At 71.1% G+C, this 13,672-nt stretch carries 11 protein-coding genes, 1 tRNA gene and 1 pseudogene; 5 read left to right on the forward strand and 8 right to left on the reverse strand.

Features of this window, described 5'->3' with window-relative positions:
• Positions 1 to 6 precede the first annotated feature (6 nt).
• Together ACFV18_RS19445 and ACFV18_RS19450 are read left to right on the forward strand one after the other, a co-directional pair.
• Entirely contained in the window at positions 7 to 531 is a 525-nt protein-coding gene (locus ACFV18_RS19445; protein WP_380484744.1) for a hypothetical protein, read from the forward strand.
• A gap of 83 nt (positions 532 to 614) precedes the next feature.
• Positions 615 to 1,589 (forward strand): DMT family transporter, encoded by a 975-nt coding sequence (locus ACFV18_RS19450; RefSeq protein ID WP_380484746.1) that lies wholly within the window; start codon positions 615 to 617, stop codon positions 1,587 to 1,589.
• A gap of 58 nt (positions 1,590 to 1,647) precedes the next feature.
• On the opposite strand, the gene ACFV18_RS19455 is transcribed toward ACFV18_RS19450, so the two are convergent.
• The 3 genes from ACFV18_RS19455 to ACFV18_RS19465 all read right to left on the reverse strand — a co-directional run bounded on the left by ACFV18_RS19455 (position 1,648) and on the right by ACFV18_RS19465 (position 5,785).
• Positions 1,648 to 2,151, reverse strand: a complete 504-nt coding sequence (locus ACFV18_RS19455) for an AAA family ATPase (protein WP_380484748.1) — start codon at positions 2,149 to 2,151, stop codon at positions 1,648 to 1,650.
• A gap of 131 nt (positions 2,152 to 2,282) precedes the next feature.
• The gene (locus ACFV18_RS19460; protein ID WP_380484749.1) at positions 2,283 to 4,814 is read right to left on the reverse strand and encodes a DUF3376 domain-containing protein; all 2,532 of its coding nucleotides are present in this window, start codon (positions 4,812 to 4,814) and stop codon (positions 2,283 to 2,285) included.
• A 200-nt stretch (positions 4,815 to 5,014) separates the two neighbouring features.
• Positions 5,015 to 5,785 (reverse strand): IclR family transcriptional regulator, encoded by a 771-nt coding sequence (locus tag ACFV18_RS19465; RefSeq protein WP_380484751.1) that lies wholly within the window; start codon positions 5,783 to 5,785, stop codon positions 5,015 to 5,017.
• Positions 5,786 to 5,910: 125 nt separating this feature from the next.
• Here ACFV18_RS19465 and ACFV18_RS19470 point away from each other — a divergent pair.
• The 3 genes and pseudogenes from ACFV18_RS19470 to ACFV18_RS19480 all read left to right on the forward strand — a co-directional run bounded on the left by ACFV18_RS19470 (position 5,911) and on the right by ACFV18_RS19480 (position 8,918).
• A pseudogene (locus ACFV18_RS19470) lies at positions 5,911 to 6,827 on the forward strand (hypothetical protein).
• A 78-nt stretch (positions 6,828 to 6,905) separates the two neighbouring features.
• Positions 6,906 to 6,967, forward strand: a tRNA-Ser gene (locus tag ACFV18_RS19475).
• A gap of 367 nt (positions 6,968 to 7,334) precedes the next feature.
• The gene (locus ACFV18_RS19480) at positions 7,335 to 8,918 is read left to right on the forward strand and encodes a TROVE domain-containing protein (RefSeq protein WP_380484753.1); all 1,584 of its coding nucleotides are present in this window, start codon (positions 7,335 to 7,337) and stop codon (positions 8,916 to 8,918) included.
• Positions 8,919 to 8,925: 7 nt separating this feature from the next.
• On the opposite strand, the gene ACFV18_RS19485 is transcribed toward ACFV18_RS19480, so the two are convergent.
• The 5 genes from ACFV18_RS19485 to pucL form a co-directional block, all read right to left on the reverse strand.
• A complete protein-coding gene (locus ACFV18_RS19485; protein WP_380484756.1) occupies positions 8,926 to 9,468 on the reverse strand; it encodes a hypothetical protein in 543 nt (180 codons plus the stop codon).
• A gap of 176 nt (positions 9,469 to 9,644) precedes the next feature.
• On the reverse strand, positions 9,645 to 10,082 hold the full coding sequence (locus ACFV18_RS19490) for a hypothetical protein (RefSeq protein ID WP_380484758.1): 438 nt from the start codon (positions 10,080 to 10,082) through the stop codon (positions 9,645 to 9,647).
• A 106-nt stretch (positions 10,083 to 10,188) separates the two neighbouring features.
• On the reverse strand, positions 10,189 to 11,172 hold the full coding sequence (locus ACFV18_RS19495; RefSeq protein ID WP_380484760.1) for a phosphotransferase family protein: 984 nt from the start codon (positions 11,170 to 11,172) through the stop codon (positions 10,189 to 10,191).
• Between the two features lie 112 nt (positions 11,173 to 11,284).
• Positions 11,285 to 12,688, reverse strand: coding sequence for an 8-oxoguanine deaminase (locus tag ACFV18_RS19500; RefSeq protein WP_380484762.1), 1,404 nt, complete (start codon positions 12,686 to 12,688; stop codon positions 11,285 to 11,287).
• A 29-nt stretch (positions 12,689 to 12,717) separates the two neighbouring features.
• On the reverse strand, positions 12,718 to 13,638 hold the full coding sequence (gene pucL / locus ACFV18_RS19505; protein WP_380484764.1) for a factor-independent urate hydroxylase: 921 nt from the start codon (positions 13,636 to 13,638) through the stop codon (positions 12,718 to 12,720).
• Positions 13,639 to 13,672 lie beyond the last annotated feature (34 nt).

Genomic DNA, 13,672 nt, shown 5'->3' on the forward strand with positions numbered 1-13,672 from the left:
GCCAGCATGACGACGTCCCTGCTTGCCCTCGTCCGTGGCCACAATGCCGTTGCCGACTACCTCTGCTGGCCCGGTGAACTCGACTTCACCCGCACCGAGCACGTGGAACCGGTCCACCTGGCGAACGGCCTCACGCTGGAGCCGTTCGCCGGGGACGGCGCGGGCGGGACGTACTTCTTCTGCGGCGAGGGCGGCGAGGGGCGTCCGATCCTGTTCGCCGACTCCGAGGGCGGCGCCGCCCTCATAGCCGTCGGCCTGCCCGAGTTGCTGCGCCTGCTGCTGGCCGCACCCTGGTGGCGCGACTGCCCGAACTGCACGGCGGAGGAGAGCGAGGAGGCCGCAGCCGAGTACCTGGAGGACGAGCCCGCCCTGCTCGCCGCCCGCGAGGCCGTCGCCGCCACCCTCGGACTCAGCTACCCGACCGCCGCCGAGGCACTCGCCCGCCTGCACGTGACCGCCACCGGCATCGGCCGCGAATTCGACCTGATCCACACACCCGAGGGCACGGCGTACCGGATGCTGATCGGCTGAGACGCTCGGTGGTGCCGGTGCGCTGCCTGCGGGAGTGAACACCCGGGTCGGCGCCCACGGGCTGGAAAGTGAGAGAGTGCCTCGTGCCCAAGAGACAGTCACGCGTCGGCCTGATCGACCTCCTGCTGTTGCTCGTGGCAGCCGTCTGGGGCTCCACCTACCTGGCAGCGAAGGAACTCGTCACACCCGCCACGGTTGTTGCCGTCCTCGCGCTGCGGTTCCTGGTCACCGCCGTGGCCATGCTGCCGCTCGCCATGCGCAGACTGCGTGGTGCCGGCCGGGACGAGATCGTCACCGGAACGCTCCTCGGCGTCATCCTCGCGGTGATCTTCCTGTTCGAGACCTTCGGCATCGCCCACACCACCGCGACCAACGCCGGGCTCATCATCAGCCTGACCATTGTGATGACCCCGCTGCTGGAGAGCGCCATGAGCCGCTCGTGGCTGCCCGCCGGGTTTTTTCTGGCCGCGGCCATGGCGGTGGCCGGTGTTGCCCTGCTGGCCTCGCGCAGCGGCCTGCACGCCCCGACGCTCGGCGACTGGCTGATCCTGGCCGCGGCGGCCGTCCGGGCCGTGCACATCACCGTGATGCACCGACGGTCGGCCCGGAAGGCCTACGACTCGTTCAACCTGACCTTCCTCCAGATGGCGACGGCCGCAGTGCTGTTCTGCCTGGCGGGCCCGCTGGCCGGCGACTCCGCCTTCGCGCTGGCCGCGCGGCTCGGACCCGTGCAGTGGGTCGACCTGCTCTACCTCGCGCTGATCTGCACGGTGTTCGCGTTCTTCGTCCAGATGTGGGCGGTCCGCACCACGTCGCCGTCCCGGGTCAGCCTGCTGCTCGGCACCGAACCCGTGTGGGCACTCCTGGTGGGCGTCCTGCTGGGCGGGGACCACATCGGACCGTACGGGGCCGCAGGCGCGGCCCTGATCATCATCGGCGCGAGTTGGGGGCAGCGCATCGAACGCCGACACCGGGAAGGGGAACAGGGCCACCCCGCAACGGATTCCGGGTCGCCGGACCACGACAGCGCCGACCGGCAGTTCGCGCATCCGGCCTGAACCTGCGAGTGCCGCCAACAGGCCGATGCGCCCGGCCGGTTGGTGTGAGCGCGGAGATTCAGGCCGAGGGCTGCACCAAGACCTGCTCGCCCTCCCCGCGCGGTTCCTCGAAGCCGGACAGGTAGCGGTCGAACAGCGGCTCGTCCACGGTGACGCAGTTGGCACCCTGCTCGGCGTTGCGAACTGCCAGGCGGCGCTTCAGGGTTGCCGGGTCGGCCTTGAGGTGGATCAACTCCCAACGGCAGCCGTGCCGGTCGATCAGCGCCTTGTAGTCGTCGCGGGCGGCGCGGCTCCAGAAGCTGTAGTCCACCACCACGTCACGCCCGGCCAGCATCAGCTCGGTCAACTCCTGCCGCTGCTCCCGGCGGACCTCCTCCTTGAGCCGGTCGTACGCCTCGGGCTCCAGTGCCAGGCCGGCGTCGCGCTGCCCGATGCGTTGCCAGACCACCTCGTCGATCGAGAGACGGGTGTAGCCGCGGCGCACCAGTTCCTTCGCATAGGTGGTCTTGCCCGCTCCCGGGAGGCCGCACATCAGCACCACGGTGCTCAATTGCTGTGTCACGCAGCCAGGTTAGATCCACCCGGGGTCGGGCCTGGGTCTGATGGTGAAACGTGGACCTGGACCTGCGCTGGCGCCCCTCCCTCCGCGCCCGCGGCCTGCTCGCGCTCCCGGTCGGCTTTTCTGAGCGGAGATCAGCCGACCGCAAGCCCGATCGCGAGGCCGATGCCGACCAGGATCAGCACGCACGCGAGGAGGCTCACCATCAGCGCCGACTTCACCACCCGCGGAATGGTGCGCGGGTCCTTCTTCTCGAGCGTGTTCCGGGCCCTGAGCCGGACGTACCAGGTGAACCAGCGGAGCCACCGCTTGTCGTCCTTCTGCAGGGCCTTCGATTTGGTGGCGACAAGGGGGCGGGTGACGGCGAGCACCTTGCGCCAGAGTGGGCTGTCGGCCGCCGAGGCCGGTTTGCCCTTGTCGGTGTTGCCCAGCAGCGCGATTGCCGAGCAGATGACGGCCCTCAGGCCGGCCTTGCCCTGGTCGGTTTTGAGAATCCGCCCCAGCAGCTCCGTGTCCGTTGTGGTCCGGAGCTCCTCGAGATTGTGCTCCAGCTGGTCCTTGACGGAGACCTCGGCCGCCCGATCCTGGGCCTCTGCTTCCTGGTCCTCGGTCTGCGCTTCGGTCTGCGCTTCGGTCTCCGCTTCGAGGATGGCGAGGTGGAGCCGCTCCTCCCAGTCCAGGCGTTCCTCGCGGGAGGGGACGAGCAGGGAGAGCAGGTGGTGGGCGGCGTCGAGCCGGCCCCAGACGAAGTCGGAGCGGCGCCATTTGTGGTTGATGAAGGCGCCGAAGTGCTGGAAGCGGATGCCGTAGAGCTTCCGGTCGCCGAGATCGGCGAACCGGTCGACGTTGAACACCGGACTCATGTTGTCCGGGCCGAGCCGCAGGAATTCGAATGCCGGCGTGAGCGGCCCGGCGGCCTTCGACGGGGGTGCGTACATCCTGGTGACCACTTCGACCGCCAGACAGTCGTGCACGACGTCCTTGGGACCTTCCCAGTGGTTGAGGCCGGCCTGCCCGGTCACATAGGCGAACCGTCTGCACGCCTGCAAGACGAGTGCGCCGACCGTGGCCGGGACGTTCAGCTCGTCGAAGACACGGCCGAGGAGCTCGCTCAGTTCCAGGTTCGACAGCTCCAGCCCCGGCCGGTATTCGTCCCGGATCCGGTTTCTGGCGGCCTTTGTGACGGCGAGCGCGCGGCGCTGTTGCTGGCTGATGTCGGTCGCGCCGACGAGCAGTGCGCGCTGTCCGTCGGGATCCGCGCGCAGCTCCTCGGAGTCGAGGCACTGCTGGAGGTAGCCGCCGAGGGTCTCGAAGAGCCGTTCGGCGGTGATGATTCCCCAGGGCCATTTGGACATGTCGGGGTTGTTGATGTCCTGGCTCGGCCACCGCGGGCTCCAGTTGGGGTTCTCCCCGAGGATCCGACCGAGCTCGTCGGAGTCCGCCTCCGGTACGGTGACGAGCGAGGTCACCGTGCCCACCTCGGCGAGCCGCTGGCGGGTCTCCCAGAGCGCTGCGCTGGCCCGGCTCAGCCGGTACTCGCCGAGCATCGTCTCGGCCGCTTCCCGCACGTAGTCGCGGAGAGCCGGGTCCCTGCTCATCCGGTTGAACAGATTCAGCTGTGTGCCGCGAACGCTTGTCCCGAGCCGGGTCGACAGCTCCTGCGTCCCGGACCGGAAATCCGCCTCCCGCGGGTACTGCAGCGCGTTGAAGGCCGAGGTGACGAAGGAGACGTCACCGCAGGGCGACTGTCCCGCCGTCTTCACCGACTCCAGGCCGACCGAAGGGGTCACGTAGACGACCACCCGGCGCACCCGTTGGTCCAGTTGACGTTCGGTGATCGCCTCGAGAACCGGGCCGAACGGGGCGTTGTTGAGCACACCACCGTCGATCACGCAGCTCGCCGGAGCCTCGGAGACGCGAGCGGGGAGCTCGCGGAAGTGGACCATCGGCGTCTCGTCGACCGGCGGGAAGGCCACCGGATAGCCGGCGCTCGCCCGCGCCGCCTGAACCAGCGCGTCGTTGTTCACCGAGCGGAAGTCACAACGGCTGTCGGGGGCGAAGCCCATCGTGCCGTCGTCCAGCTTCCGGAAGACTTCCGCGTCCTTGTCGTGCTGGAACCGGTACACGCGCCGGTGGTCACGGACGTCGAACTGGCTGCCGAAGCCGTCCTTGAAGGTGCGCGCCCGGCCGTCCAGCGAGGTGGCCGTCATGAAGAGGGTGATCGGCTGATCGTCCGCCTCGCCCCCGGGCATTGCCTTCAGCTGCGTTTTGATCTTCTCCTCGAAGAAGGTGCCGTCGAGCAGGCTCTGCGGGGAGGGCGATTTCACCAGCTCCGGCAGCGAGGCGGCCGCCTCCCACACCTTGCGCAGCGAGCCCAGGTCCGAGCCACGGCCGATCGCGGTGGCCAGCAGGAGCCCGTTGAGGCCGCCGGCCGAGGTGCCCGAGACAATGTCGATCACCACCCGGGCATTCGCCCTCGCCGCGTCGGTGATCTGCTGCCAGATCTCGGCCACCTTCCGGTCAGGCGGGGAGATCGATTCATCGGGTTCGTCGGCAGAAGCGCGGCGCAGCAGGTCGAGCTCGTGCGTGACACCGCCCATCCAAACCGCGAGGCTGACGCCGCCGTTCATCACCAGGGCCAGCCGGACCTCTTCCTTCAGCGCCATGTCTCGCACCGTAGATCGGCGGCCTCCGGGCCGCTCCCGCAGCGCCGGCCGGTTGGTCCACCCGGTCCAGCGCGCGGGCACGGTGAAGACTCACCTCACCTCACCTCACCTCGGGCGGCTGCCGGCCAAGCTCGCGGCCCACGACCGGGCCCAACTGGTCGTCGCCGCCCACGAGTCGGGGCCGGTGCAGGCGCGGGCCGTCAGAGTGCCGCGCCGAGGCGGGCCGCGACGGACTGCATCAGGGGGACCAGGCCGGCGGGGCCGGACTGGGCTTCGAGGGAGTGGATGCGGGCCTCGGGGCCGGAGACGGAGAGCGCGGTGGGGGTGGGGGCGCCCGGGACGGCCACGGCGAGGCAGCGGACGCCGATCTCCTGCTCCTGGTCGTCCACCACGTAGCCGGACTCGCGGGCGGTGGCGAGGTGGGCGAGCAGGACGGCGGGGTCGGTGATGGTGTGCGGGGTGTGGGCCTGGAGCGGGCCGGGGCCGAGCAGGGCGCGGGCCTCGTCCTCGGGGAGCTGGGCGAGCAGTGCCTTGCCGACGCCGGTGCAGTGCGGCTGGGCGCGGCGGCCGACCTCGGTGAACATCCGCATGGAGCGCCGGGACTGGACCTGGCCGACGTAGACCACCTCGCAGCCCTCCAGGACGGCGAGGTTGGCGGTTTCGCCGGTGGCTTCCATGAGTTCGGCGAGGAACGGGCGGGCCCAGGAGCCGAGCAGGCGGTTCGCGGTCTCGCCGAGCCGGATCAGGCGCGGGCCGAGGGTGTAGCGGCGGGCGGAGTCCTGGCGGACGTAGCCCTGGGCGAGCAGGGTGCGGACCAGGCGGTGGATGGTCGGCATCGGCAGGCCGGAGGCGGCGGAGAGCTCGCTGAGGGTGGCGATGCCGCCGGTGTCGGCGAGGGCTTCGAGGAGCAGGAAGGCGCGTTCGACGGACTGCACCGAGCCGGTGGTGCGTTCGGTGGGGCTGCTGGCCACGGGGCGGTTCCTTCGTCGGTGGACTTCGCGCGACCTCTCAACGGAGCGTTGAAATTCTGCATCGCGGAAACTAATCTCCACTCTACAGAATGGAACAGCGCACCGGCCCGAGGGGAGTGCCACCCATGGCAGCAGATCAGGGTTCCACTGTTCCGGGAACGGCGGTCGCGGGCCCGCCGGTGGAGCGCGCCGAGGAGGTGCTCACCCCGCAGGCGCTGGCGTTCGTCGCGGGCCTGCACCGCGCGTTCGACGGCCGGCGCCGGGAGCTGCTGGCCGCACGTGCGGCGCGCCGGGCCGAGATCGCCCGCACCGGCACCCTCGGCTTCCGGCCGGAGACGGCGGCGATCCGCGCCGCCGAGTGGCAGGTCGCGACCGCGCCGCGCGCCCTGACGGACCGCCGGGTGGAGATCACCGGCCCGACCGACCGCAAGATGACCATCAACGCGCTGAACTCCGGCGCCCAGGTGTGGCTCGCCGACTTCCGGTGAAGGTCCGGGCCGACAAGGAGCGGGAGGCGGGCGGCGGCTTCGACGGCTCGTGGGTCGCCCACCCGGACCTGGTGCCGGTGGCGCGCGAGTGCTTCGACGCGGTGCTCGGCGAGCGGCCGCACCAGAAGGAGAATCCCGGTCCGGTGGCGGAGGTGACGGCGCAGGAGCTGCTCAACGTGGCCGGAGCGGGCGGCAGTTGTACGTCCACGGGGCTGCGCAACGCCGTTCAGGTCGGCCTCCGGTACATCGAGTCGTGGCTGCGCGGAACGGGTGCGGTCGCCATCTTCCAGCTGATGGAGGATGCCGCCACCGCCGAGATCTCCCGCTCGCAGATCTGGCAGTGGATCCACAACGGCGTGGTGCTCGCCGACACGGGCGAGAAAGTGACGGCCGAGCAGGTGCGACGGCTGCTGGCGGAGGAACTCGCCGGGTTGCGGGCGGAGGCGGTCGCCGGGCGGCGGTGGGAGGAGGCCGCCGCGCTGTTCGAACAGGTGGCGCTCGGTGAGGAGTTCCCGGAATTCCTCACGCTGCCGGCCCTCGCCCTGCTCGACTGAGCCCAGGCCGATGCGGCGGCGGAAAACCCAGGTGCGGGCGGGGGCGGCGGACGGCTAAGGTCGTTCTCGTCCAGGTGCGCAGGCAGGGGTTACTTCCACTTGTAATGGGCAGGTCGCGGGTTCGAGTCCCGCCGCCGGCTTTCGGGCCGGTGTAGCTCAGTCGGGAGAGCAGCTAATGTCACCTCCGCCGCTTCTGTTCTCTGGACACCGAACTTCAGAACGACTGCCACCTCCCGGTGCGCAGACGCCGGTTACTTCCTCCAAAGAACTCCACCGGCGCCACCTTTGATCTCGGGAGGGCAACCGCGCCGGGGCGTCCGGTGCGCAGGCGGGGGTTACTTCCGGATCCGGAGGTTCCGGGTTCGAGTCCCGGCCGACCGTGCGCGAGCACGGCCGGTAGCTCAAGGGAAAGAGCACCGGACTGCCACCTCCGCCGAGGCCGGTCCGCGCGACCGGCAATTCTCGGACGCCCCGGTTCGGCCTGCCCGCCCGCAGGAGGAGTCCGCCATGTCCCGCTTCAACTTTCGCCGTTCGAAGAAGACCGCCCCCGTCGGCCCGAGCTCGCCCGTCGCCACGACCGGGCAGCTCACCGTCAACCACCAGGGCGGGCCGGGACACCTGCGCGACGAGAAGTCCGAACTCTTCCTGCTGGCGGTCGCCAACCTGGTCGGCCAGGACACTTTCTACGAGCACGGCGGCGACCGCGACGACCGCTACACCGCCCTGGTGCGCTCGCTCGCCGTCAGCGACCCCGAGTGGACGCTCGGCCTGCTGCGCTGGCTGCGCCACGGCGCCGCGATGCGCACCGCCTCGCTGGTCGGCGCCGCCGAGTTCACCCGCGCCCGGCTGGACGCGAAGCTCCCCGGCCACTCCCGGCAGGTGATCGACGCCGTCCTGCAGCGCCCCGACGAGCCCGGCGAACTGCTCGCCTACTGGACGTCCCGGTACGGGCGCGCGCTGCCCAAGCCCGTCAAGCGCGGCGTCGCGGACGCCGTCGGCCGGCTCTACAACGGGCGGGCGCTGCTCAAGTACGACACCGCCACCAAGGGCTTCCGGTTCGGCGACGTACTGGAGCTCACCCACCCGGCGCCGCACCCCCAAAAGCCGTGGCAGAGCGAGCTGTTCCGGTACGCGCTGGACCGGCGGCACCGCCCCGAGAGCGCCGTCCCGCCGGCCGGTGACGCCCTGCTGACCGCGCACCACGCACTGATGGCCGTGCCCGTCGCCGAGCGCCGCGCGCTGGTCACCGGCCCCGACGGCGCGCAGCGCCTGGCCGAGGCCGGCCTGACCTGGGAGGCGCTGGCCGGCTGGCTCCAGGGCCCGCTGGACGCCGCCGTCTGGGAGGCCGTCATCCCGTCCATGGGGGCGATGGCGCTGGTGCGCAACCTGCGCAACTTCGACCAGGCCGGGGTGTCGGACGAGGTCGCCGAGCAGGTCGCCCGGCGGATCTCCGACCGGGGCGAGGTCAAGCGTTCGCGCCAGTTCCCGTTCCGCTACCTGGCCGCGTACCGGCACGCGCCGTCGCTGCGCTGGGGCCATGCGCTGGAGACGGCGCTGAAGCACTCGCTGGCCAACGTCCCCGCGCTGCCCGGTCGTTCGCTGATCCTGGTGGACCGCTCCGTCTCGATGTTCGACCGCCCGAGCGCGCAGACCCAGCTCAACCGGGCCGACACCGCCGCCGTGTTCGGCACCGCCCTCGCCCTGCGGGCGGCCGACGCGGACCTGGTCGAGTTCGGGACGGGCAGCCGGGCGATCCCGCTGAAGGCCGGGGACGCGGTGCTCAAGGTGCTGGACCGGTTCGGCAACCTCGGCGGCACCGACACCGCCGGCGCCGTTCGCCAGCACTACCGCGGCCACGACCGGGTGGTGATCGTCACCGACGAGCAGGCGTACGGGAGTTACTTGCACGACCCGCTGGAGTCCGTCCCCGCGCACATCCCCGCCTACACCTGGAACCTGGCCGGCTACCGCCCCGGTCACGCGCCGTCCGGCGCCGCGAACCGCCACACCTTCGGCGGCCTCACCGACGCCGCGTTCCGGTTCGTCCCGCTGCTGGAGGCCGGGCAGGACGCCGGCTGGCCGTGGGAATGACCACCCCTCACTCCGCGCGCCGGCGCCGGTAGTACGCGAAGGTCAGCGCCAGGACAAGCGGACCCCACAGCGTCAAGGGGAGCGTGGCCACTGCCGCAAGCGCCTTCCACCAGCCGTTGGAGTACTCGACGAGAGGGACTCCGCCGAGATGGAGGAAGGCCAGCGGCAGCGGGTCCCACAGCACGACCAGGCCCAGCCCGCCCAAGGCGGCCGGGACGATCGCCGCGAACGGCGGGACGCGCCGGCCGCCGATCAACGGGAGCCAGGCCGGGGCCACTTCACCCCACCTGGCCACCAGGCCGAAGGAGAGGTAGGCGAGCCCCTCGGAGAGGACGCTGAGCCCGAAGACGTACAGGATCACCCACCAGTGCCAGGTCTTGTGGACCTCGTAGACCTGGCCCATCTCGAAGTCGAACGCGAACGGCAGCCGCCAGATGCACGACGGCAGCACGGCCAGCGGTATCAACCGGGCCGAGCGGACGGCCCATTGGGGCACCGGCCGGGCGGTGCCACCAAGCCTGGGGGACGGGTGAAGCAGCTCGAATCGCATGCCTCGATCCTCCCGGCCCGGTCGGCGCCGGGGATCGGCCCGAGGGAGTGTCGGATGCTCGCCCGCGCGAGGGAGATCGAGTCCTCCGCCAGGTGGACGGCCGCAGCGCCTTCTCGGCCTCAGGAACCAGCCCTGCTGGCGGTGGCCGGTCCGGGGGTGCCTTCGGCGGCGGTCCGTCAGTCTCCCGAGAAGCCGAACACGCCGAAGTGGGAGGCCTCCTCGCCGGTGTAGAGCACCACGAACCGCCCCGTCCACCGCATGCCCGCCTCCGCGGGCAGCTCGGTGCCCTCCATCGCCCGCCGGTACTGCTCGACACTCGGCCGGTCGGTACCGAAGTGGTGCAGCAACCGCGCATGCGGCAGCGGCCGGACCGTCCCCAGGTCGTCGTACCCCGCCGGTTCGTCGCTGACCAGCACCGCCTTGGGAATGTCCAGGATCGAGTGAGTGCCCTCCTCACCCATGAACTCCTCGTCCTCCCACAGCTCCTCGATCGACTCGTACTCCCCGGCCCCGACCCACCCGCTCCCCGCGAACACCTCCTCGTGCAGCGCGTTCAAGGTCTTCTGCGGAGTCCCCCGGTAGGCCGTCAGGTACTCCCAGCTGCTGGCGCCCATCTGCATGCTCCTCAACTCGTCACAGGCTCCGAACGGCCCGGACGCTACCGCAGGCGACCGACAGGCCGGGGCAGTGCCCGGCCCGGCGACCGGGAATCGGTGGGAGTTACGAGTAGCGCTCGAAGAGGGCCAGGAGGTACTCCTCCAACCGGCTCGCCAGCAGGGCAGGGGTCAGATCCGGGCGGCCGAGCTCCCGCCAGGGGAGGGCGACCTTCTCGGCGTCCGGGGCGAAGGCCAGGGCGTCGATCAGCCGCCAGTACAGGTGCGCCGCCCGGTCCTCGTCGAGCTGTCCTCCGGCGGCGGCGTACCGGTCCGCGAAGCTCATTCCCAGCGGGACACCGTGGAGCAGCGCCAGCGCCGTCGAGCAGTGGGCGACGTCCAGGTCGGCCGGGCCCCAGGAAGTCTCCACCCAGTCCACGACACCGCTGATGCGGGCATCCTCGCCGACACCTTCGAACAGGACGTTGCCCGGGTGGAAGTCCCGGTGCAGAAAACACGGCCGGTGGGCCGGAGGATCCTGCCGGATGACCTCGACGGCCCGCTGCCAGAGCTCCGGCCGCGCCGAAGACTCGGGCAACCGCACCCGGTCCGGGGCGGTCCACGCCTGCCAGGTCCGCGGCCTCGTCTCCGGCGAGACCTCGACCCGGTGGATGCGCAGCAACTGCTCGGCCAACAAGTCGGCACGGTGCTCGGCGCCCTGGTCGTCCACCGTGACGGCTCCCGGCAGCAGCGACATCAGCAGCGACGGGTGGTCGCAGGAGGCCGCCGTCGAATCCGCGTCCACCAGCGCCGCCGCAGGGACGTCCGTGCCGTCGAGCAGGCGGAGGATCGTGGCCTCGCGCGACAGCAGGCCGTCCGCGTGCTGGACGAAGAACGGCTTGACGAACGAACGCAGCACCAGCGCCCGCCGACCTTGCGGTCCGACGATGCTCAGCCGGCGCATCTCCGAGGTCCAGCCGCCGCGCAGGCGTGCGACACCTTCGATCCGCTCCCCGGCGCCGAGCCGCTGCTCCACCCACGACCTGGTGAGGGCCCAGCCGTGCTCCTCAAGACCGCCACCGACCCGCTCCGCGCCCGCACTCGTGACCATGCGTCGAGGCTATCGGCATCGCGGTCCTCCGGTGTCGATCTCGGGATATCCCGTCAAGGGCAGGCGAGTTGACCGAAAGGGCTCGGGCGGCCCCACCGGCGGGCCTACGGCGTCAGCGGGCTCGTGGACCGCCTCCACGGGAGGCGAGGTCGCGGGCCGCGGCGGCGCAGGTGCGGGCGAGGTGGGTCTCGTCGGCGGTGGTGAGGTGGTCGTGTTCGACGACGGGGGCGCCGTTGACGAGGAGGGTGGTGAGTGGGGGGAGGGCGCCGAGGACGAGGGCGGCGACGGGGTCGGCGATGCTGGAGTGGAGAAGGCCGTCGATCTTCCAGAGGGCGAGGTCGGCGAGTTTGCCCGGTTCGATGGAGCCGATCTCGTGCTGGCGGCCGAGGACTCTCGCGCCGCCCATGGTGGCCAGGCGCAGGGACTGGCGGACGGTCAGGGCGTCGGGGCGGCCGGCGAGGCGGTTGATCAGGAGGGCGTTGCGCAGTTCGGTGCCGAGCTGGCCGGATTCGTTGGAGGCGGTGCCGTCCACGCCGAGGCCGACCGGAACGCCGGCCGCGAGCATGTCGGGGACCCGGGCGATCCCGGCGGCCAGGCGGGCGTTGGAGGACGGGCAGTGGGCGACGCCGGTGCCGGTCTCGGCGAACTTGGCGAGGTCGGAGTCGGTCAGGTGGACGCAGTGCGCCATCCAGACGTCCTCGCCGAGCCAGCCCGTGGACTCGAAGTAGTCGGTGGGGCCCATGCCGAAGAGCTGCCGGCAGAAGCGCGCCTCCTCGGCGGTCTCGGAGCCGTGGGTGTGCAGCCGCACGCCCTTGCGGCGGGCCAACTCGGCGGAGCGGGACATGAGTTCGGTGGAGACGGAGAAGGGCGAACAGGGCGCCAGGGCGATCTGCAGCATCGAGCCGAAGCCCGCGTCGTGCCACCGGTCGATCGCGGCCTCGGAGGCGGCGAGGATCTCGTCGGTGTCCTCCACCGCGTGGTCGGGCGGCAGGCCGCCGTCCTTCCGGCTGCGGTCCATCGACCCGCGCAACGCCGTGAAGCGGAGGCCGAGTTGCCGGACGGCCTCGATGGACGCGCCGAGCAGGTCGCCGGCGCCGCGCGGGAAGACGTAGTGGTGATCGGCGGCCGTGGTGCAGCCCGACTTGAGCAGCGCCGCCGCCGAACCCAGGGTCGCGGCGTGCATCAACTCGGCGTCGATCCGCGCCCAGGTCGGGTACAACGCCACCAGCCAGTCGAACAGGATGTCGTTCTGGGCCAGCCCGCGGGTGAGCCACTGGTAGAAGTGGTGATGGGTGTTGACCAGCCCCGGGGTGAGCAGGTGCCCCTCGCCGTCGATCCGCCGCGCCACGTCGGCGAGCCCGCCCGGCGCGGGCCCGTCGCCGACCGACTCGACGGTGTTGCCGAGGACGACGACGTGCCCGCGCGCGTACTCGGTGCCGTCGGCATCGACGGTGGCGATCGCGGCGTTCTCGATCACGATCCGCCGGTCTGCTGCGCCCGGGGGCCGCACAGGCATGAGAACTCCAGGAGAGAGTCGGCGAGTTGTCAGGAGACGGGGATGACCGGGGTGACGCCCTCGCGGTGCACGGTGCCCTCGATCAGGCCGTACATCCGGTCGGCGGCGAAGTAGACCTCGTTCTCGTTCTTGAGCCCGAACGGCGCCAGATCGACCAGGAAATGGTGCTTGTTGGGCAACTCCAGCCGGACCTCGTCCACCTCGGCCCGATGGTCCAGCACCCGGGTGCCCATCGCGTGCAACGTCTGCTGCAAGGAGTACGAGTAGGTGTCGGCGAACGCCTCCAGCAGATGCCGCCTGACCTCCTGGTACGAGTCGTTCCACCCCGGCTGCTCCTGCCCGTCGCGGCCGTCGAAGCCGAACGCCCACCGGGCCGTCACCTGAGTGGCCAGGATCCGGTCGTAGGCCTCCTGGAGGGTGGTGTAGCGGTCCTTGAGGTACCCCCAGAACTCCGAGTCGGTGGTGTTCATCACCACCAGGTCCCTGAGCCCGGAGATCACCCGGAACCGCTCGCCGTCGTACACCACCTCGGTGGTGCGCACCTCCTGCCCGGCGCGGACGAAGGAGTGGCCGGACTCCGCCGAACTGCCGGACGGGGAAGGGGAGTTGGCGACCGGGATCCGGTTCCAGGCGTACTCCTCGATCCGGATCCGGGCGCTGCGCACCACGCCGCGCTCGGTGTTCTCCACGAAGTGCCGGGCCAGCAGGGCGGCGAAACCCTCGGCGGACTCGATGCCGTGCTGCTTGGCGAACGCGTACACGGTGTTCTTGGTGCTGTCGGTGGGCAGGCAGTTGGCGTTCGAGCCGGTCCGGTGGACGTCCTCGAAATCGCCGCGCAGCGAGACCGAGACGTTCAGGTCCTTGATCTCGTGGCGGGTGGAGTCGCGGCGGACCCGGACGATGCGGTTCTCCGCCTTGCCGTACTGGTTCTGCCCGAGCACGTGGGTCATGACGTGTCTCCTCAGTGGTGGGCCCGGCCCAGGG

Origin of the sequence: Kitasatospora sp. NPDC059673 (assembly GCF_042734215.1) — a bacterium.
GTDB lineage: Bacteria > Actinomycetota > Actinomycetes > Streptomycetales > Streptomycetaceae > Kitasatospora.

Coding starts and splice junctions, on each gene's coding strand:
- ACFV18_RS19445 (WP_380484744.1), top strand. CDS start 7: ATGACGACGTCCCTGCTTGCCCTCGTCCGTGGCCACAATGCCGTTGCC.
- ACFV18_RS19460 (WP_380484749.1), bottom strand. CDS start 4,814: ATGGCGCTGAAGGAAGAGGTCCGGCTGGCCCTGGTGATGAACGGCGGC.
- ACFV18_RS19480 (WP_380484753.1), top strand. CDS start 7,335: ATGTCCCGCTTCAACTTTCGCCGTTCGAAGAAGACCGCCCCCGTCGGC.
- ACFV18_RS19485 (WP_380484756.1), bottom strand. CDS start 9,468: ATGCGATTCGAGCTGCTTCACCCGTCCCCCAGGCTTGGTGGCACCGCC.
- ACFV18_RS19490 (WP_380484758.1), bottom strand. CDS start 10,082: ATGGGCGCCAGCAGCTGGGAGTACCTGACGGCCTACCGGGGGACTCCG.
- ACFV18_RS19495 (WP_380484760.1), bottom strand. CDS start 11,172: ATGGTCACGAGTGCGGGCGCGGAGCGGGTCGGTGGCGGTCTTGAGGAG.
- ACFV18_RS19500 (WP_380484762.1), bottom strand. CDS start 12,688: ATGCCTGTGCGGCCCCCGGGCGCAGCAGACCGGCGGATCGTGATCGAG.
- pucL (WP_380484764.1), bottom strand. CDS start 13,638: ATGACCCACGTGCTCGGGCAGAACCAGTACGGCAAGGCGGAGAACCGC.